The 20,072-nt window shown below is 68.8% G+C and carries 15 protein-coding genes and 1 tRNA gene; 12 read left to right on the top strand and 4 right to left on the bottom strand.

Annotated elements, in window-relative coordinates; genetic code table 11:
* Positions 1–495 precede the first annotated feature (495 nt).
* The 5 genes from ACTMTU_RS23575 (at position 496) to mycP (ending at position 7,748) form a co-directional block, all read left to right on the top strand.
* Positions 496–2,040, top strand: coding sequence for a 2Fe-2S iron-sulfur cluster-binding protein (locus tag ACTMTU_RS23575; protein WP_441265603.1), 1,545 nt, complete (start codon positions 496–498; stop codon positions 2,038–2,040).
* Positions 2,037–4,352, top strand: coding sequence for a xanthine dehydrogenase family protein molybdopterin-binding subunit (locus tag ACTMTU_RS23580; protein WP_441265474.1), 2,316 nt, complete (start codon positions 2,037–2,039; stop codon positions 4,350–4,352). Before ACTMTU_RS23575 ends, ACTMTU_RS23580 begins: the two co-directional genes overlap by 4 nt.
* Positions 4,353–4,449: 97 nt before the next feature.
* Positions 4,450–4,971, top strand: coding sequence for a hypothetical protein (locus tag ACTMTU_RS23585; RefSeq protein WP_441265475.1), 522 nt, complete (start codon positions 4,450–4,452; stop codon positions 4,969–4,971).
* A 42-nt stretch (positions 4,972–5,013) separates the two neighbouring features.
* Positions 5,014–6,513, top strand: coding sequence for a WXG100 family type VII secretion target (locus ACTMTU_RS23590; RefSeq protein WP_441265476.1), 1,500 nt, complete (start codon positions 5,014–5,016; stop codon positions 6,511–6,513).
* Between the two features lie 23 nt (positions 6,514–6,536).
* Positions 6,537–7,748 (top strand): type VII secretion-associated serine protease mycosin, encoded by a 1,212-nt coding sequence (mycP, locus tag ACTMTU_RS23595; protein WP_441265477.1) that lies wholly within the window; start codon positions 6,537–6,539, stop codon positions 7,746–7,748.
* A 13-nt stretch (positions 7,749–7,761) separates the two neighbouring features.
* On the opposite strand, the gene ACTMTU_RS23600 is transcribed toward mycP, so the two are convergent.
* Together ACTMTU_RS23600 and ACTMTU_RS23605 are read right to left on the bottom strand one after the other, a co-directional pair.
* A complete protein-coding gene (locus ACTMTU_RS23600; RefSeq protein ID WP_441265478.1) occupies positions 7,762–9,816 on the bottom strand; it encodes a protein kinase domain-containing protein in 2,055 nt (684 codons plus the stop codon).
* Positions 9,817–9,858: 42 nt separating this feature from the next.
* On the bottom strand, positions 9,859–12,003 hold the full coding sequence (locus ACTMTU_RS23605) for a protein kinase domain-containing protein (protein ID WP_441265479.1): 2,145 nt from the start codon (positions 12,001–12,003) through the stop codon (positions 9,859–9,861).
* 330 nt (positions 12,004–12,333) lie between these two features.
* Here ACTMTU_RS23605 and ACTMTU_RS23610 point away from each other — a divergent pair, with 330 nt between their 5' ends.
* The 3 genes from ACTMTU_RS23610 to ACTMTU_RS23620 all read left to right on the top strand — a co-directional run bounded on the left by ACTMTU_RS23610 (position 12,334) and on the right by ACTMTU_RS23620 (position 15,790).
* The gene (locus ACTMTU_RS23610) at positions 12,334–12,759 is read left to right on the top strand and encodes a hypothetical protein (protein WP_441265480.1); all 426 of its coding nucleotides are present in this window, start codon (positions 12,334–12,336) and stop codon (positions 12,757–12,759) included.
* Between the two features lie 11 nt (positions 12,760–12,770).
* Entirely contained in the window at positions 12,771–15,095 is a 2,325-nt protein-coding gene (locus tag ACTMTU_RS23615) for a hypothetical protein (RefSeq protein ID WP_441265481.1), read from the top strand.
* A 197-nt stretch (positions 15,096–15,292) separates the two neighbouring features.
* Positions 15,293–15,790, top strand: coding sequence for a hypothetical protein (locus ACTMTU_RS23620; RefSeq protein WP_441265482.1), 498 nt, complete (start codon positions 15,293–15,295; stop codon positions 15,788–15,790).
* 340 nt (positions 15,791–16,130) lie between these two features.
* On the opposite strand, the gene ACTMTU_RS23625 is transcribed toward ACTMTU_RS23620, so the two are convergent.
* Positions 16,131–17,051: a serine/threonine protein kinase gene (locus ACTMTU_RS23625; RefSeq protein WP_441265483.1), complete on the bottom strand. Its 921-nt coding sequence runs from the start codon at positions 17,049–17,051 to the stop codon at positions 16,131–16,133.
* Positions 17,052–17,378: 327 nt separating this feature from the next.
* On the opposite strand from ACTMTU_RS23625, the gene ACTMTU_RS23630 reads away from it, so the two are divergent.
* Positions 17,379–17,516: a hypothetical protein gene (locus tag ACTMTU_RS23630; protein ID WP_441265484.1), complete on the top strand. Its 138-nt coding sequence runs from the start codon at positions 17,379–17,381 to the stop codon at positions 17,514–17,516.
* Here ACTMTU_RS23630 and ACTMTU_RS23635 read toward each other — a convergent pair.
* A tRNA-Cys gene (locus ACTMTU_RS23635) sits at positions 17,488–17,559 on the bottom strand. The genes ACTMTU_RS23630 and ACTMTU_RS23635 overlap by 29 nt on opposite strands.
* Before the next feature lie 170 nt (positions 17,560–17,729).
* Between ACTMTU_RS23635 and ACTMTU_RS23640 the strand changes: the two genes are divergently transcribed.
* Genes ACTMTU_RS23640 through ACTMTU_RS23650 form a run of 3 tightly spaced genes read left to right on the top strand, consistent with a single transcriptional unit; the run spans position 17,730 to position 19,959 of the window.
* Complete coding sequence (locus ACTMTU_RS23640; RefSeq protein ID WP_441265485.1) at positions 17,730–19,361, top strand: MFS transporter; 1,632 nt, start codon at positions 17,730–17,732, stop codon at positions 19,359–19,361.
* A gap of 32 nt (positions 19,362–19,393) precedes the next feature.
* Positions 19,394–19,591, top strand: a complete 198-nt coding sequence (locus ACTMTU_RS23645) for an Arc family DNA-binding protein (RefSeq protein ID WP_441265486.1) — start codon at positions 19,394–19,396, stop codon at positions 19,589–19,591.
* A complete protein-coding gene (locus ACTMTU_RS23650; protein ID WP_441265487.1) occupies positions 19,591–19,959 on the top strand; it encodes a type II toxin-antitoxin system death-on-curing family toxin in 369 nt (122 codons plus the stop codon). Before ACTMTU_RS23645 ends, ACTMTU_RS23650 begins: the two co-directional genes overlap by 1 nt.
* Positions 19,960–20,072 lie beyond the last annotated feature (113 nt).

Below are 20,072 nucleotides of genomic sequence, written 5' to 3' on the forward strand. Positions count from 1 at the left end.
GAGTTCCAGGAGCTCCCGGAGGGCTTCGAGCCCGATCGCGGCGGCGACCGGTACGACGGTCAGGACCAGCGGGATCCCTACGGCCGGCAGCACGGCCAGGGGGGACCGTACGAGCAGCACGGTCACGGCGAGTCGTACGGGCAGCACGGTGACGGGGAGCCGTACGAGCGGCACGGTGATGCCGAGACGTACGGGCAGCACGGTGATGCGGAGCCGTACGGGCAGTACGAACAGGGCGAGTCGTACGGGCAGTACGAGCAGGGGCAGCCTTATGGGCAGCCCGAGCACGGGGAGGCGTACGGCCGGCACGAATCACCGCAGGGTTCCTACGGTGATTCGTACGGCTCGTACGGGGACCAGGGCGGCGGCTGGCAGCCCACGCCGCAGGGCGGCGAGTACGACGGCGAGGCCACGGCCTTCTTCCAGCTGCCGCAGGAGTTCACCACCTCCGACTCCGCCCCGCTCGAGGCGCCGGGGCACGGCTACGTACCGCCGATGATCAGGCCGCTGACGCCTGCCGCGGGGACGGACCCGGCAGCGGCCGGCGGCTGGGCGACGCCGTGGCCGGAGCCTGCCGGGCAGGGGGCGGACGGCGCGTCCGACGCGAACACGAACGTGAACGTGAACGAGACGGGGCAGTGGGCCTTTCACGAGTCCCAGGACGTCCACGAGACGCACAACGCCCATGACTCACACGACGCCCACGGCACCCATGAGGCTCATGGCGCACAGGGCTTTCAGGATGCGCGCGATGCGCAGGATGTCCCCGGTGCGCATGGTGCGCGCGAGGCCTATGAGGTCCGTGAGTCAGGGCAGTCCGGGGAGCCCCATGCGTTTCAGGGTGCTCCGGATGCCCAAGGGCCGCAGGCGGCCTCGCACTTCCCTCAGTTCCCACAGTTCTCGGAGTTCGCGGAGGTGCAGGAGGCGGAGCCCGCTGCGGCGTCCGATTCCGACTCCGGCGAGTTCCCGCTGCCGCCCGGCGCCGACGCGCCCTGGGCCGGTACGACCCCGTCCGCGACGCTCCCCGGAGGCGCGCCGGCGCCCTGGGCGACGCTGCCGGGCGGCGCCTCCGCGCCCTGGGCGGCGGACGGGTCGCAGCGGGCGGAGGAGCCGGCCGGGTCCGGGCCGGAGCCCGTGGCCGCCGAGCCGGCCGCAGAGGAGGACGCCGCGGAGGACGTGGCGGTGACCGGACCGGTCCAGGCCGCGGAGCCCGCCGTCACGGTGCGGGAGCCGGGCGGGACGTCCGCCGGGGCCGAGGCCGAGGTCGAACACCTGTCTCGGCCTGAGACCGGATCCCGATCGGAATCGGGATCCGAGCCCGAGCCGGTGGCCGGACCCCAGGCCGAGGCCGAGGCCGGAGCCGGCACCGAAGCCGCAGCCGACGCCGAGGCCGTGCCGGCCGACCCCGCCCCGGCCGCTGAGCCCGCGGCGCCCGCCGGGACCGAGGAGCACCCGCCCACCTCGTACGTCCTGCGCGTCAACGGCACGGACCGCCCGGTCAGCGACGCCTGGATAGGCGAGTCCCTGCTCTACGTCCTGCGCGAGCGCCTCGGCCTCGCGGGTGCCAAGGACGGCTGCTCCCAGGGCGAATGCGGCGCCTGCAACGTGCAGGTCGACGGCCGGCTCGTCGCCTCCTGCCTGGTTCCCGCGGCGACCGCCGCCGGCTCCGAGGTGCGTACGGTCGAAGGCCTCGCCACCGACGGCGAACCCTCCGACGTCCAGCGGGCGCTGGCGGCGTGCGGCGCCGTCCAGTGCGGCTTCTGCATCCCCGGTATGGCGATGACCGTCCACGACCTCCTCGAGGGCAACCACGCCCCCACGGAACTGGAGACCCGCCAGGCCCTGTGCGGCAACCTCTGCCGCTGCTCCGGCTACCGCGGCGTCCTCGACGCCGTGCGCGAGGTGGTCGCCGAACGCGCGGCGAGCGCCACCGCCGCCGCCGAGGAGGCGGAGGCCGGTGACGAAGCCCGCATCCCGCACCAGGCGGCACCCGGCGCAGGTAGTGTGCAGATTCACCCGCACGACGGAGGCATGGCGTGAGCAACGACGCGGCCACCACTGCGATGCCGCAGCCGGTCGACAGCCCCCGGCCGGAGGCTCCTGCCCACGGCCTCGGCGCGTCGCTTCCCGCCGCCGACACCCGCGCCAAGAGCGAGGGCACGTTCCCCTACGCCTCCGACCTGTGGGCAGAGGGGTTGCTGTGGGCCGCGCTGCTGCGCTCGCCGCACCCGCACGCACGCATCGTGTCCGTGGACACGTCCGCGGCCGTCGAGATGCCGGGCGTACACGCCGTGATCACCCACCAGGACATTCCCGGGGACGGTGCGTACGGCAGGCGCATCGCCGACCGGCCCGTCTTCGCGTCCGAGATCGTCCGCCACCACGGCGAGGCGATCGCCGCGGTCGCCGCAGACCACCCCGACACGGCCCGCCTCGCGGCGGCGGCCATCGCGGTGGAGTACGAGGTCCTCGAGCCGGTCACGGACCCCGAGAAGGCCTTCGCCGCCGAACCTCTGCACCCCGACGGCAACCTCATCCGCCACATCCCGCTCCGCTACGGCGACCCGGACGCGACGGGCGACGTGATCGTCGAGGGCCTGTACCGCATCGGCCGCCAGGACCCGGCACCCATCGGCGCCGAGGCCGGCCTCGCCGTGCCCCGTCCCGACGGCGGCGTCGAGCTCTACGTGGCGTCCACCGACCCGCACACGGACCGCGACCTCGCCGCGGCCTGCTTCGGCCTCGAACCGGAACGCGTCAAGGTCGTCGTCACCGGCGTACCGGGTGCGACGGGCGACCGCGAGGACCCAGGCTTCCAGCTGCCCCTCGGACTGCTCGCCCTGCGTACCGGCTGCCCGGTCAAACTCGCCGCCACCCGCGAGGAGTCCTTCCTCGGCCACGCCCACCGCCACCCGACGCTGCTGCGCTACCGGCACCACGCGGACGCGGAGGGCCACCTCGTCAAGGTCGAGGCGCAGCTGCTGCTCGACGCGGGCGCGTACGCCGACGCCTCCTCCGAGTCGCTGGCCGCCGCCGTAGCGTTCGCCTGCGGGCCGTACGTCGTCCCGCACGCCCACATCGAGGGCTGGGCGGTACGCACGAACAACCCGCCCTCCGGCCATGTACGGGGCGAGGGAGCGATGCAGGTCTGCGCCGCGTACGAGGCGCAGATGGACAAGCTCGCCGCGAAACTCGGCCTGGACCAGACCGAGATCCGCCTGCGCAACGTCCTCGCCACCGGCGACATCCTGCCCACCGGCCAGACCGTCACCTGCCCGGCGCCCGTCGCCGAACTGCTACAGGCCGTACGGGACTTCCCGCTGCCGCCCCTCCCCAAGGACTCCCCGGAGGACGACTGGCTCCTCCCGGGCGGCCCCGAAGGAGCCGGCGAACCGGGCGCGGTACGCCGCGGCGTCGGCTACGCCCTCGGCATGGTCCACATGCTCGGCGCGGAAGGCACCGACGAGGTCTCCACGGCCACGGTCAAGGTCCACGACGGAGTCGCCACGGTCATCTGCGCGGCTGTCGAGACGGGCTCCGGATTCACGACCCTCGCCCGGCAGATCGTCCAGGAGACCCTGGGCATCGACGACGTCCGCGTCGCCTCCGTCGACACCGACCAGCCACCGGCCGGCCCCGCCGCCCACGGCCGCCACACCTGGGTGTCGGGCGGCGCGGTCGAACGCGCCGCGAAGATGGTCCGCACACAGCTTCTCCAGCCGCTGGCCCACAAGTTCGGCATGTCCACCGAACTGCTCCAGATCACCGACGGCAAGATCACGTCGTACGACGGTGTCCTGTCGACGACGGTCACGGAGGCGATGGACGGCAAGGAACTCTGGGCCACCGCCCAGTGCCGCCCCCACCCCACAGAGCCGCTCGACGAGTCGGGCCAGGGCGACGCCTTCGTGGGCCTGGCGTTCTGCGCCATCCGCGCGGTGGTGGACGTCGACATCGAACTGGGCTCGGTCCGCGTGGTCGAAATGGCGGTGGCGCAGGACGTCGGCCGCGTCCTCAACCCCGCGCAGCTGGCCACCCGCATAGAGGCCGGGGTGACCCAGGGCGTCGGCGCGGCCCTCACGGAGAACCTCCGCACGGCCCGCGGTGTGATCCGCCACCCCGACCTCACCGGCTACGCCCTCCCGACGGCCCTGGACGCGCCGGACATTCGCATCGTGAAACTCGTCGAGGAACGCGACGTGGTGGCCCCCTTCGGGGCCAAGCCCGCGAGCGCCGCGCCGGTGGTCACGTCCCCGGCCGCGGTCGCTTCCGCGGTCCGCGCGGCCACGGGCCGCCCGATCAACCGCCTCCCGATCCGGCCGCAGGCGGCGGTGGCTGTTCCAAACTCGTGACGTAGTCGGCGGGTTGCTAGTGCAATCCAGGGGTGCGCTGTGTCATGCCCACTCGGTAGAGTGATCCCTGCAGACGTGTGTAAACGGGGAGGCATTCGTGGCGGAGGACGACGGGACGGGGCGGCCGGTGTACGGCCCGCCGGTACCGAGGCCGAGTGCGCCGAGCGGGGGTGGCAGCGGCAAGGACCTGGATGTCGATGCCGGGGAACTCGCCGCGTTCAAGGGGCGGGTGGACAAGCTCCTTCTGCGGCTCGAGGGATCACCGGCGGCACCGGGGAAGCTCGCTGACGGAGAGATTCCCGAAGGAGACATGGGCACGGGCTTCAGCGAGGCCAAGGCGCTTTTCGGTATCTATCAGCGGGTGCACGCAGAGCTCAAGAACCTGTCCAAGGGGCTCGCGGGTCAGATCGAAGGCCTGGGCATCGCGGTGGACGGGTCGTCCAAGGGCTATCAGAACATCGACGACGACATCAAAGAGCGCATGCGGCGCATCAGTGCCGACGCTCAAGCAGCCGTCGATCGGCGCGAGCAGGAACGACGCGAGGCTGAGAAGCCCAAGGACGAAAAGCCGAAGGACGAGGCCGGCCAGGGCGACTCCTCGGGCGGCACGGACTTCTGATGTCGGCAGACATGAAGGCACGGGGAAGGGTGGGGAAGAACAATGGCTGAACCGAGCGAGGGCGGCGGAGTGGTCATGCCTCCGCTGGGAATCCTGGGTCTCTTTTTCGGAACCACCGACTTCGAGTCCAAGACGCATGAACAGATGCTCGCCATGGTGAAGGCGGCGAACCCGGAGACGCTCAAGAATCTGTCCGACCAGCTGACCGACGCCGGGAAGACGATCACTGAGATCGGCGAAGACCTCAGGGCGTACATCAAGGGCGTCCGCTGGGAGGGTGAAGCCGGCAAGGCCATGGAGACATGGGGCGACCAGGCATGGAAGGCGACGCTCCAGCTCGGGACGTACAGCACTGTCGGCGGTACGTGGATCGGCAACGCGGCTCAGACACTCCGAGAGGTGAAGGCCAACCTCCCGGAGAAGGACGCGACTGCCCAAGCCAACTACGACGCCGCCGTCAAGTACCGCAACGACCCTGACTCCGAGGACATCCGGCGCGAGGCGTGGTCCAAGATGACCGAGGACCACGCCCAGGCTGTGCAGCAGATGAACAAGCTGGCCCAGTCCTACTCGTTCTCGACGTTCGTGATCAGCGCAGCGGAGCCGCCGACGTTCCCGCCGCCGCCGGGTGAATTCGTGCCGCCTGAGCCCAGGAACAGCCGGTCCATCGGCGGCACGGCCGATCGCAGCATCGGGATGGATCGCGGAACAGTTGACCAGTATGTGCCTGCCTCGAATCCTGACTCCAAGGGGGGCCGACCGGACTCCACCACGGTCGTACAGACCGATGTGATCGCGCCAAAGCAAGAGCGCCCTGTGGAAATGGGAATCGACAGCCTGGACACGCTGCCGCCTCAGACACAGCTTCCCCCGACGCCCGTTGGGCCGTCTCCTACCGGCCGGCCCGAAACCAATGTGCTTCCACCGGTTGTGGGAATCCCGCCGACGCAGATGGGTAAGACCGTGGGGCCCGCCTCCGCGCCTCCGGGCGGTGGCAAGGGCTTCCCGAACGCGAGGAACGTCGTGCCGCCGAGTGGTGGCGGCATCAATTCCAGAATGCCCCGAGACAGCGGCATCACGGGTGGCCGCCCTGTCGCACCTTCCGTCGGTCGGCCGACGGGCGGGATTCCGCGCACCAACGTCATCGGCGGTGAAGGTAACGCCCGTGGACCTATGGGACGCGGCATGGGGCACATGCCAGGGATGCCTGGCGGCCCCACCGGGGCCGGACAGAGTGGTGCTTTCAGCGGCCGTCGTCTGGCTTCGGAGAGTGGTGGCGTAATCGGTGGCCGCCCGCCCCAGGCGGGTCAGGCAGGAGCCCGCCCGTTCACAGCAGGTGGTTCTGGTCTGGTGCGTGGTACGCCCGCCGGTGGCGGGGCGGGATCGGGCCAAGTAGGACGTACGGGCGCGATGGGCGCGGGGACCAACAGCAGTGGTCGGCGTCGGGACGACGAACGTGGTGAGCGTCCCGACTACCTGTCAGAGGACGACGAGACCTGGCAGCAGGGCACCCGGCGGGTCGTTCCACCCGTCATCGACTGAAGTAGATAGAGCGAAGGATGAGGATGAACACCAGCAGCCGTCAACAGCTTCGGCTTGGCCGAGCGCTCTCGGCCACTTTGGGACTGCTGCTGGTGGGCATCGCAGCTACACCCGCTCATGCGGACTCTCTTCGGTCGAAGCAATGGCACCTCGACGCCATGAATGCCGATGAGATGTGGAAGACGAGTACCGGCGAGGGCGTAACGGTCGCCGTCATCGACACGGGAGTGGACCCAAGTCTTCCTGACCTGCGCGGTCAGGTACTGGAGGGGCGGGACTTCTCCCCCGAATCCGGGACTTACGCCGACGACGTCGACGGCCACGGGACGGGCATGGCGGCTCTGATCGCCGGAACCGGCAAGGGTGGCGGAAGCTACGGCCTTGCACCCGGCGCCAAGATTCTGCCCATCCGCCTCTGGAAAGAGGACGGCGAGCAAATGGGCATGGATGCCGAGAGAGCCGAAGCAGCGGCCATCCGCTACGCTGCAGACTCCTCCGCCAAGGTCATCAATATTTCCTTGGGCGGGGTCATGCAGTCCGAGGTTGTTGAGGAAGCTGTGCAATACGCCCTCGGCAAGAACAAGCTTATTTTCGCCGCCGCGGGCAACTCGGGAACCTCCTTCGTCGAATATCCGGCAGCGGTGCCTGGCGTTGTGGCGGTCGGCAGCGTGGACAAGAAGGTGAACAAGACGGCTGAGTCGGCAACCGGCCCGGAAGTCGACTTGGTTGCGCCAGGTGTGGACATCGTCTCTGCCTGCAAGGAGGCCGGCCCGGGTCGCTACTGCGTATCCAGCGGCACGAGTGACGCCACCGCCCTGGCCTCCGCCTCCGCCGCCCTGATCTGGTCCAAGTACCCGGAGTGGACCAACAACCAGGTCCTGCGGGTCATGCTCAACACCGCAGGCGGTCCGAGGAGCGGCAACAAGCGCAACGACTCGATCGGTTACGGCGTCGTCCGCCCGCGCATCGCGCTCAAGTCGCCCGGAGACCCTGGCCCTGCCAACGAGTACCCGCTGCCCGACCTGGCGGAGGCTGCCTCTCCGTCCTCGGCGCCGTCGCCCGATGCTTCGGAGCCTGCTGCAGGAAGCGAGGACAGCAAGGAACAACCGGCCGTGGCCGCTCCTGCGTCCGAGGACGAAAGCAATTCGGGCCTGTGGATCGGTCTGGGGGTGGCCGCGGCGCTGCTCCTCGGAGCCGCGATCGGCATTCCCGTCGTCCGGGCACGTCGAGGCTGAAGCCAGGACGCCCCTACAGGACAGGCACAGCGGTCACGTTTCCGTCGCTCACGAGGAACACCCGACGGCCGGCACCCGCCATCACGGTCGGCGCCCCTGTGTCGGACTTGTAGACCCAGGCACGCCTGGAGGGAGGGTCGTGGAAGACCGACACCCCCTCAGCTCCGTCGACCAGGAGGCTTCTGCCCTCGGCCACGGGTGGAAGGCTGCTCAACACGTCTGCTTCCATCGAGTCGTTCCCCATCAAGTCCGTGTCTCCATTGGACATGCGCACCGATTGGGGCCTGCCGCCGACGATGGCACAGACATTCAGCTCCTTGACCCACGGCGCGCCCCATCCGTCCGCGGCGGAGGAGGTGTAGCCGGAGACGGTCCATCGCTCTGTGCCGTCCGCCACCATCAGGGCGGCGAGTTCTCTGCCTCCGAGATACACACTGGACCGGTCAATGGCCGGCATGGCCGGCCCGAACCCTTGGCTACGCCGCCAGACTTCACGTCCGGTGTCCGTGCTCAGGGCGATCACGACTCCGTTCGAACCCGAGACGACAAGGCGCTCGGCACCGGCCGCGGCGAGCGGCCGGTGGGCAGACTGCATGCCCTCCGGCGCAGTCACCGTCCACAACGGCTTGCGCCCGGAGATCTCCACGGCACGGATCTCCTCGGCCCGTGTGAGTACATAGACGCATGTTTCGTCCAGAGCGAGCAGCTGGACCGCCTCCGCGGACGCTGCCCATTGCTGTTCTCCTGTGGAGGCGTCCAGGGAAGCCACCTCGCCGCCGTCCGTCACCGCGATGAAGTGCGTCTCTGACAGTTGGAGCATGCCCGCTGTGCCGGACGCTTCAGAAAGATTCCACACTTCCTCGCCGTCTACGGCCTTGTGCGCAGCAAGGCCACCGTCACGAGCGCTGAAGATCACTACCCCATGCATTGCGATCGGCGGCGGGACCGGGCCTTCTGCCGCCACATTCAGCGGCCCCCACAGCGGCCGGGGGGTCCTTCCGTCGGCGTACTCCTGGTTTGCCACAGGCTTCGCGTCCGGTGGGATCGCAACCGGCCCGCCCGCAATGTGGTTCAGCCACCAGGCCGTGGTCCCGCCGGCTGCTGCCAGCACCGCGCCTCCGGCCGACAGCGACGCGACGAGGAACCTGCGGCGCGACGGCTGTTGTCCCGCTCGCGGTCCGACGGCTGTCACGAAGCGATTCACTTCCGTCTCGCGCTCCTTGATGTCGGATGCGAGGGCGCCGGTGCGCCAACTCTTTTCGTCTCCGCGCCGAGTGGCGAACGCCTGTGCAATGTGCTCAGGCCGAGGACGATTTCCAGGGACTTTCGACAGACAGGGCTCGATGAGACTGCGGAACTGCCAAGGTACGGCGTCGAGTCGCGGCTGCCCGTGGACGACCTCGTACTGCACGGCCGCGACGTGCGCGCCGTCGAACACGCGGCGCCCGCCGGCCGCGTAGGCGAGAACGGCGCCCAGCGAGAACACGTCGGCCGAAGGATCCACCCGCTGCCCGAGCACCTGTTCCGGCGCACCGTACCCGGGTGTTGCGGGTGCCTGCCCGGTGGTCGTGAGCGTGAGGCCGTGCTCCGGCCGAGCGATTCCGAAGTCGATGATGCGTGGACCGGTCCTGGTGAGGATGATGTTGGACGGCTTGATGTCCCGGTGGATCAGCCCGGCGCGGTGGATGTCGCAGAGGGTGTGGGCCAGCGAATGGGCCAGGTGGCGCAGAGCGGGCTCGTCGAACGGGCCGTGGCGTTCCACGGCACTGTCGAGCGTCGGTCCGGCCAGGAATTCGGTGGAGATCCACAGCCTCCCGGCCTCCGTCTGAGCGGCGAGCAACCGGGCCACGCCGGGGCTCGTCACCGCTTGTGCGGCCTCCGCCTCGCGCACGAACCTCTGGGTGAGATTCAGGTCGTTCGTCAGGCCGGGGTGCAGCACCTTCACCGCGGCGGTCCGACCCGAACCGTCCTGACCGAGGTACACCCTTCCCATACCCCCGGCTCCCAGGACTCCCAGGAGCCGATAGGGGCCGAGTCGAATCGGATCGCCGGGGCCGAGGGGCTGCATCGAAACTCTTTCCGTGTGGGGGAGGGGGAACGAGGAGGTACGTCACTCCACGGAGTAGCCGGCAATCACGTCCGTCTGTACAGCGACGAACATGCCGTTGTCCGCGCGGACGTAGCGGGCGTCCTGCGGCATCGTCACGGTGTTGCGCGTCCGGCGCGTACGAATGTCGATCACCTCGAGCCCGGACTTACCGATGATGTAGAGGTGCTGTTCGCCGACGAAGGCGACGCCGTAGCGGTCCGGTACGGGAGACGACTCCCAGACGAGACTTCCCTCGGCGGCGTCGATCATTGTGACGATCCCGCCGAAGCGCATGGTGTACAGCACGTCCCCGCCGAGGACCGGATGCGGAAGGTCCTGGGGGACGTCCTCGCCGTACTCCCACACCGTTCTTCCGTCTGTCAGACGCACGGCGATGACCTGATGGCGTTCGGTGCTGAGACCGAAGGTATTGGCGCCCAGGTACACATGTCTCTCATCCATCACGATGCCGGCGACAAGAGGGGCATCGGGCTTGACCGCCCAGCGGAAGGCGCCGGTCGCGGCGTCGTAGCACTCGAGGCGCGCCTCGCTCTCGGAGTCGCCGACCGTCATGAGGAAGCTCCCCGCGAGGGAGCGTGCAGAGTAGAAGGACTTCAGGACCGGGTTTTCCAGAGGGCCCAGCTCGCTGCGCCAGAGCTCCTCCCCGGAGGAGACGTCGGCGGCGACCAGATACCAGGTGGCGCGGGCATCGGTTTCCCCTTGGCCGGCGACGAGGAAGGCGGTGCCGTCCGAGACGCAGAGCAGCTTCCCGTTCTTGAGAGCGCTGTTGAAGTCGTCGAGTACCAGTACGAGTTCCAGAGAGCCGTCCGCCAGGTCCACCGTACAGAGGGTCAGTTCACTCGGATCCGGCGTGATCGCATAGATGCGCCGACCATCCGTTGTCACCGCACTGGCCGACACCATTTCCTTGCGGAGCCACCTGTCCTCTCCCGTAGCTACATCGACACCGATCAGCCCTTCGACCGTCGTGATCGCCAGGCAGTCACCCGCCAGCAGCGGAGCAGTGTCGACTTCCTGCGAGTTCCTCGAGATGCCCCTGGTCCAAACAGAGCCCGGCAGTTTGGGAACCTCAGAAGCAGGGGACGGCGCAGCCGTGTCCTCGGCGGCGCTTGTACCGCGGTTGTCGAGCCAGGCCCAGATGCCGGCTCCGAGCGCGATTGCGCCTGCGGCGGTTCCTCCACCGCGCTTGAGAAGCGTGCGACGGGAGACCGTGGCGCGTCCAGCGGCTGTTTCCGTGATCGGCGGGGTATGCGCCGGCTCTGGAAGCCGGTGGGGGTGGTGGGCCCACACGTCCGTGGCGCGTCGCGCGATGTCGGTGAGGAGTGTATGGGGCAGATGGTCGGCGAACTGGCCCTGTCCGTCATGGAGTTGGGCGGCCAGCTCTCCGGTGGTGGGGCGCTCGGCGGGGTCCTTGCCGAGGCAGCGGCTGAGGACGGGCGCGAGGGCCGGGGGGAGCCCTGTGAGGTCGGGTTCGGTGTAGCGGATGCGGTAGAGAAGGTCGGCCGCCTGTCCGCTGCCGAAGGGCGGCCGGCCGGTGGCGGCGTACACCAGGACGCCGGCGAGGGCGAAGGTGTCGCCGGCGGGTGCGTGTTCCTGCCCGGTGGCCTGCTCGGGGGACATGTAGGCGGGCGTGCCCGCCGCGGCGCCGGTGCGGGTGAGGCGGTCGTCTCCCGCGGCGCGAGCGATGCCGAAGTCGATGATCTTGGGCCCGTAGGCGGTGATCATGACGTTGGAGGGCTTGAGGTCGCGGTGGACGACGTCCGAGGTGTGGAGCTGGGTCAGGGCTCCGGCGAGGGCGGCGCCGATGGCGCGGACGGAGGCTTCGGGGAGGGGCCCGCAGAGGCCGACGGCGTCGTCGAGGGGTGGGCCCAGGACGTATTCGGTGGCGAGCCAGGGCGTTTCGGCGGTGGGGTCGGCGTCGACGACGGTGGCGCCGTGGTGGTCCCCGATGATGCGGGCGGCGTCGGTCTCGAGGTGGAAACGGGTGCGGGCGGTGGGGTCCGTGGCGATGGCGGCGTGCATGGTTTTCAGCGCCAGGACGCGTCCGCCGGAGGTACGGGCGAGATAGACGGTGCCCATGCCGCCGTGACCGAGCCGGGCGAGCAGGCGGTGGCCGGCGATCTCGACCGGATCGTCGTGAGTCAAAGGGGAAAGCATCGCCGTCAGACTCCGGACATCCGACGGGCGGCACCATGCGAAGTCCGGCCGACACGGGCCGGCGCGCGGTTCAGTCCGCGCATTGGCGCACGTTCCATATGTGAATCCCCCCGAGGCATGGCTACGCAAGTGGAGCCTACCGGCGCACGCCGCAGCAGCCTGCTCCAGGGCATGTCCCTACCCGACACAGCCCAAGCGGCACTTGGATGCAGAGATGCTGGGCGGGGCATTTGGTCTGTCCGGATTCCGTCGTAGGGTGGTTCGGTCCGACTGCCCATTGGCACGCCACCTATCGTTTGCACAGGTTCCGGGGGATTCATGTCGTTCGACACCGAGTGGTCTTCGGTCCGTTCCGAGTCGACTGCGAATGTCAGCATGCGTTTGAACCAACTGCCTGCGGAGGGGGGTGGCGGCAGCAGCACCGCCGATCTTCAGGCCAATCAGGACAAGCTGGGTGCTATTGGAAACGCCGCATTCCTCCTGCACGGCCGCTTGAACACGGTCGGGAAGAAAGCGAATGCGAGCACGTCGGAAGCTGCGACGATGATGACCGTCAACGGTTTCCGGACCGGTGCCGCGATGGCGACGGTGCACGAGACCTGGGGCTCTCAACTACAGACGCTGCTCGATGCGTGCGCGAACATCTCGAACCATCTCGATTACAGCGCCGCGTCGCACGCGCAGGACGAGAAGGACATCGCGGCGTCCCTGAGCGTGTCGAAGATCAACGAGTACCTGAAGTAGGCGGGGGAGCCATGCTGACGTTCGACAACGTGTACCACGCTCCACTCGACAAGCTGAAGGCGTCGGTGGACGACTGGACGAAGATGACGACCGACCTCGAGACGCTTGCCACCGACGCCGGTTCCACGATGGCGGCCAAGGCGAAGGACGACTACTGGCGCGGGGTGAACGCCGAAGTCACCAAGCCGTTCGTCGACAAGACGGCCAAGGAGTTCGACGACGCGGCGAAGGCGGCCAAGGGGATCAAGCAGATCCTCTCGGACGGGTACGAGGCGTTCAAGAAGGCCAAGGACGACCTCAAGAAGCTCATGGACACCGAGGCGCCGGCCCAGCACCTGGTTATCACCGCCCAAGGCAAGGTCGAGGCGTCGTATCCGCTGGAGAAGGACCAGGGAGCGCGGCACGACCCGGACTATCCGGAGGCGTTGCGGGCTCAGCGGGCGAAGATCGAGGCCATGCAGAAGCGTGTGGACGCGATCATCGAGACGTGCGACGACGCGGACATCGCCGTGTCCAACGCCCTCAAGGCGAACATCACCGGCGACAAGCACAACTTCAGTGCCCCGAAGTACAGCAGCATCGACGCCGAAGAGGCCCAGCGGGCGGTCGATCTCGCGAAGAAGGGCCGTGACCTCTCGCACCAGGAGCTCGAGCAGCTCAACGAGCTCCTGAAGGACAACCACGACTCGAAGGTGTTCTCCCGGACCTTCTACGACGGCCTCGGGCCGAAGGGCTCCCTGGAGTTCTTCGGGCAGCTCTCCACGGACACGTACGACTTGTCGAAGCAGGACAAGGAGCGGCTGAAGGACGTTCAGGAGCTACAGAGAAATCTGGGTCTCAACCTTGCCACAGCAACTGACCCCACTGGCAAGGATGACAAGTGGACCCAGAAGTGGGGCGACGAGATGCGCAAGCTGGGCACCGAGCGCATCCCGTTGACCAAGCATGACTACAGCGGTCCCTTCGGATATCAGTTGCTCGGCGGCATCATGCGGTACGGCAACTACGACCCGAAGTTCTTGAATCCGATCGCGGAGCATGTGGTCCAGCTGCATGCCAAAGACCCGTACATGTTCGCCGACTCGAAGGGCATGGCCGGTTACGACAAGCATCCCTTGAACCCGTCGGGCAAGAACGGATCCGGCTACGACCCGGTCGTCAGTATGTTGGAAGCGCTTGGGCACAGCCCAGAGGCCTCGAAGGAGTTCTTCTCGTCCGAACCGAAGGCGTACAACGAGGACGGCAGCTACAAGGGTGGCCCCCCGAAGGGTGCCGACGGCAAGGAAATCACGAGCTATTTTGACTACTTCACAAACAAGGACTACAAGTCCTTCCCGGACATCGTCGGGCATAATCTGGATGAAGCCAAAGAGTCGTTGAACTTCATGCCCGATGCTTTCGGGCACGCCCTGGAATCGGCGACGCTCGGTCACGCCTACGACGATCCGAACCCCAAACTCGTACGGGACGAGGCGTCCGCCGAGCTTATGGAGAAGGTCGTCGAAAAGTACGGGGGAGACCCGGAGTTCCTCAAGAAGGATCATTCGGCGCTGGTCGACAGCCTGGGCCATATGGGTGCGGGATACGTTGATGACATCAACTGGGCGTTGAACGAGAACGAATCGGACAGCCTCTACGCGCCGGACAAGAACACGGAAGCGCACGGGGTCTTCGGTCGTGACGGAGCACGCCAGTTCCTCAGCGCACTGGGTCAGTACCCGGATGCCTATGCGTCCGTCTCCACAGCTGAGCGTGTCTACACGAGCAGCATGCTCGAGGCACAGGTCGGTCCGGGCGGCCAGATCAATGAGGCGCACGCACGAGAGGTGGTGCGTACGGGTTCGGAGGTCCAAGGCATGTTGGACCAGTCGCGCGCCGACCAGGTCGAGGCTGAAGGGCTCAAGAAGGACGAGGAGTACAACAAGGCTCTTGAGAAGCGCTCTGCGTGGATCAAGTTCGGCGCCGTGGCTGCGGTCGGCGCAGGAGTAGCCTTCCTGCCGGCGACGGCGGCCGGTGCTGGTGTGGCGGCCATCCTGGTGCCCGTTGCCGTTGACACCGCGAGCGGAGCCGTTGGGGAAAAAATCGGCCAAGTGGTCGGGGACTGGACAGAGACCAAGCAGCAGGACAGCAAGGACGATATTCAGCTTCAGCGACGAGAGATTTTCAGAGCTGGAGAACTCACAGCTGAATCGCCGATGAAGCACTTCATGCAAGAGCACAACGTCGACCCCAATGGCGATTTCGGTCAGGACATGGAGGAAGCTGTAATCTCCGGTTACGGCAAGGGTATCGATCGTGAGAATCAGCAGGGTCACCGTCCCGAAACAGATGACTGAGTGAAGTGACTGGAGAAACGAACGTGCGAAGGAGCGCGGCAGCGGCGATCGCGGTGGGTCTCCTCTTGACTGCAGTGGCCTGCACGGAGGGCGGCGGTCCTGAGACAGGTAAGCCTTCCGAGGGTAAAATGGTGGGCGCGGCCCGGCTGTGCGACGGTGTCTTTCGGAGCCCATCGGCTTCCAGGGCGCTGGAGACCGTGACAGGTGCCCGGGAATTCGATCCTGAAGGCACCGGAGAAGGCCTTGAGGGTGCCGCTGAAACGCTGAAGGGTGAATTCGAACAGGCGGGCGTCTCCAAGGGTTCCGAGGTTGAACTCTGTTCCGTCTATGCATCGGCCTCCTCTGACCTGGACGATGTCAGTCTCGAATTTGCGCTGGACGATGGAGAATTTCTCGACAGTTCGGAGCATGCGGATGAGCTGACGCCATACAAGGTGGGCCGAAAGGCGCTGGCAGGCTCCAAGCGGGCTTCTCTTTACTTTGAATGTGTCAGTCCGCTCCTTGGTGAACAAGCGGCGAAGGCGGTCATTCTGCGTGGCGAGATCTCGAACAGAGATGAGCCGACCGGCGACATGAAGCAGCTGCGTGAGGCGAATTTGACGCTTCTCAACGCGGCAGCGTTTGCCCTGGCCGGGGAACTGCGATGCGAGAAGCGGGGGGGCCTTTCCGAAACCGCGACCCTTGACCGGGCTTGACCGTGCGGACCAGGCGCTGCGACAACCTCGGGGGCTCAGCTGATCCGGCGCAGGTTCACGGTGCCTGGTCGGCGATGTCCCGCACGGCGCGGCCGTCGGTCGTAGACGGCGATGACCTGACCGGGCAGGGTTGTGATGGCGAGGCGGCCTTGGACGCGACGTCTGTCTGTCGGCGCGAGCCCGGACCCGTCGGTGCTCGTCTCTGGCGGATGTTGGGCCGACGTCGGCCGAATACCGTTGATCCGGTGGCTCCGGGGGCTTCGGTCCTCAGGCCCACAGCCCCGGCGCAACGAGGGACATACGCGCGTGGCGACGCCGTCATGCGGGAGGTGCTTCGCCGTCAGACTGCGAACGTCCGGGGCGTACGGACTTCGGCGGCCAGGACCTCCGACGACTGCCGGGCGATGGCGGCCACCACCCGGCCGGGGAGCCAGCCGGGGCCCAGGAGGGAGCCTGCAGAGTCCAGGACCGTCGATGTGGGGGCGGGTGTCGACGGGGGCAGGACGTGCAGGAGCTCGGCGGCCGTCGGACGGGCCGCCGCGTCGCGGGACAGGCAGCGGGAGATCAAGGGACGCAGAGACTCCGGGAGTTCGGCGCTGTCCGGGACCGTGTGGCCGGTGGCGGCGTATGCCATGACCGCACCCAGGCCGAAGATGTCGCCCGGCGGACGAGGACGTCCGCCGGCGGCCGCCTCGGGGGCGAGGCTGCCCGGCTCCAGCCCCGCGATGCCCGTGCGGGCCTCCCCGTCCGGGGCCGCCGCGCGGGCCGCGCCGAAGCAGGTCAGGCGTGGCCCGTTCCAGGCCACGAGCACCGCGGCGGGGGAGAGGCCGGCATGCGTGATGCCGACGGCGTGGGCACCCGTCAGGGTTTCGGCCAGGGCGGCGCCCAGGGCTCGTACGGTGTGCTCGGGCAACGGGCCGCCGTGCACGGCCAGCGCCACGGGCAGCGGGAGCACCGGGAGATAGGGCGTGGCATACCACGCGATCTCCGGCGTGGGCGAGAGGTCGGCGACCGGCAGCGTCCAAGGGCCGACCAGCCGGCGGGCCGCGTCCGCCTCGACGAGGAAACGCGCGGGGTCGGCGGCTTCGAGAGGAGCGCAGATCAGGACGGTGCGCTCGCCGTCGGCGCTGCGTGCCACGAACCGGTGCTCGGGAACCGGGGGGAAGCCGGGGCCGGTCGGGTCGAGGCGGGTGACGAGGTGGTACGGGCCGATGCTGCGCGGCCCGCCCGGTCGTGGCTGTCGCGTCCGCGCTCGTTCCATCTGCGAATCCCCCTAGGCATGACAACGCCACAGGAGACTACCGGCCCGCTGTTCCGTGCCGGGCGGACGGCCGGCGGGCTCCCGGGGAGAGCGTCGCCCGGCCGTCACCCGCGGGGCACTTGCGGGCCCGGGCGCACGGTTGGCGGCGTGCGCGCCCGAACGGGCGAACAGAAACGGGGCGGGCAGGTGGCCGGCGGACCCGCCGTCACCGGAGTGGAGCCGCCCGGGGAGCTCCGCCGTCGTGGGCCGCTCCGCGGGACCGTTGGACAGGCAACGTTCCAGCACCGGGAGCAACGCGGCCGGCACCCCGGACAGATCCGGGGCGGCATGGCGGACCCGGTGGACGCGGGGGACCGCCGCGAGCCGTCCTGGCTCGGGTACGACGACGGCCGCCCCCCGTCACGAGGGGCGGCCGTCGTCGCACCGCTGTCCGCGGAGGCCGTGACCGGATTCGAACCGGTGTAACTCGAGTTGCAGTCGAGCCCCTGAGCCACTCGGGCACACGGCCGTGTCTTCCAACTCCTCGACCGTACGGGGCCGATGCGGCGGGCCTCAACGATCCGGTCCGTGCCGCAACACGACTGCCATACGCCGTTCATGGTCGTACGACGAAGGGACCAGTCCGGCCCCGCCGAACGACAGGGCCCAATGGTGCTCTTGCCCCTTACTCTTGAGCCCATGACCGTCCCCCTCGAGCCGAGTGACGCCGATGTCGCTCCCCGCCCGGCAGCAGCAGCCGGAGCCTTCGCCGACGACAAGCGTGACGACGAGCGTGACGACGAGCCCGGTGGCCGGCACGACGACCCGCAGGCCGCCGGGCAGGGCACCCGGTACGAGGGGCGGCCGGACGGCGCGCACGACGTCCGGGCGGACGGCACGCACCTGGGCGCGCACCACGGCAAGCCGCACGGCAGGCAGAGCGGTGTTCTCGGTCGTGAGCACCGGGCGCTCAGCATCGGGATCGTCGCCGTCGTCTTCCTGATCGCCTTCGAGGCCACCGCCGTCGGTACGGCCATGCCGGTCGCCGCCCGCGAGCTGCACGGCATCCCGCTGTACGCCTTCGCCTTCTCCGCGTACTTCACCACCAGCCTCTTCGGCATGGTCGTCAGCGGGCAGTGGGCGGACCGCAGGGGCCCGCTCGGCGCGCTGGCGGGCGGGATGAGCGCCTTCGCCGCGGGGCTGATGCTGTCGGGCACCGCGGGTGTCATGTGGGTGTTCGTGCTCGGACGCGCCGTGCAGGGCCTGGGTGGCGGACTGGTCATCGTCGCGCTCTACGTCGTGGTGAGCCGCGCCTATCCACGACGGCTCCAGCCCGCGATCATGGCGGCGTTCGCGGCGAGCTGGGTGATCCCGTCGGTCGTCGGGCCGCTCGCCGCCGGCACGGTCACCGAGCAGCTCGGCTGGCGCTGGGTGTTCATCGGCATCCCCGCCCTGGTCCTCCTGCCGCTCACGCTCGCGCTGCCCGCGATCCGGCGCACCGCAGCCGGACCCGCGGACGCCTCCGCGCCCGTGCCGCCCTTCGACCGGCGGCGGATCCGGCTGGCCCTCGGCATCTCGATCGGAGCCGGCTTCCTCCAGTACGCCGGCCAGGACCTGCGCTGGCTGTCCCTGCTGCCCGCGGCCCTGGGCGCGGCGCTGCTCGTACCGTCGGCGCTCGGCCTGCTGCCCGCCGGGACGTACCGGGCGGCGCGCGGCCTGCCGTCCGTGGTCCTGCTGCGGGGCGTGGCGGCCGGGTCGTTCATCGCGGCCGAGTCCTTCGTCCCGCTGATGCTGGTCACGCAGCGTGGGCTGTCCCCGACGATGGCGGGCCTGTCGCTGGCGGTCGGCGGTGCGACATGGGCGCTGGGCTCGTACGTACAGTCACGGCCGCGGACCGAGCCGTACCGGGAACGTCTGGTGGTGCTCGGCATGCTGCTCGTCGCGGCGGCCATCGCGACCGCGCCGAGCGTGCTGATCGAAGCGGTCCCGGTGTGGACCGTCGGTGTCGCCTGGGGCTTCGGGTGCTTCGGCATGGGACTGGTGATCGGCTCGACCAGTGTGCTGCTGCTGAAGCTGTCCGCTCCCGAGGAGGCCGGTGCCAACTCGGCCGCGCTCCAGATCTCCGACGCCCTGTCGAACGTGCTGCTCCTCGCGGCGGGCGGCGCGGCCTTCGCCGCCCTCGGCGGCGGCGCGGCGGGCGCGGCCCACGCCGTGTCCGACGGCGTCTCGGGCGCCCACCCTGCGGCCTTCGCGGCGGTGTTCCTGCCGATGGCGGGAGTGGCGCTGGCGGGGGCGTGGGTGGCCACGCGGCTGCGGGTGCCGACGACGTAGTACCGCTTGGTACCGCTTGGTACCATCGAGTCATGGCTGGTCTGAATCTGAGGTTCACCGACGAAGAGCTGAACGCCCTGCGCGAGCGCGCCGAGGCGGAAGGCCGAAGCATGCAGTCCTTCGCCCACGACGCCGTGATCACCGCCATAAACGAGCACTCGCGTCTTTTCAACGAAGCGGCGGACCACGTTCTGAAGGTGAGTGAGGAGCTCAACCGGAGGCTCGCCTGATGAACTACCTCACCCTTCCCGAGCTGCTCAAGCTTGCTCAGCGCCTCGGGGCCGACGAGGTGCGCGACTATGGGCTGCTGGACTCGGCCCTTGCCCGGCCGCAGTCGAGCGTATTCGGCCAGGATGCCTATCCGGACATCTGGCAGAAGGCTGCCGCGCTCATGGAGTCGCTGGCCCGTAACCACGCGTTGGTCGACGGCAACAAGCGCATCGCCTGGTATGCGACATGGGTCTTCCTTCATGTCAACGGGCATCGGCTGAGCCCGGTCTTCGACGTGGACGAGGCTGAGCAGTTCGTACTGAACGTGTGCCAAGGACTGCTGGACGTGCCCAAGATCGCCGAGCAGTTGCCGCGGTTCACGCAGTGACCCGGATGTGAGGCACCTCCCAGTCTTCGCGACGGGCCCCGTCTGTCCCGGACGACAACCGGGCCACCGGTAGGGTGGCCCGGTTGTCGTACGTAACGACGCCGATGCCGACG

The sequence above is a fragment of the Streptomyces sp. OZ13 genome, assembly GCF_052068155.1.
GTDB lineage: Bacteria > Actinomycetota > Actinomycetes > Streptomycetales > Streptomycetaceae > Streptomyces.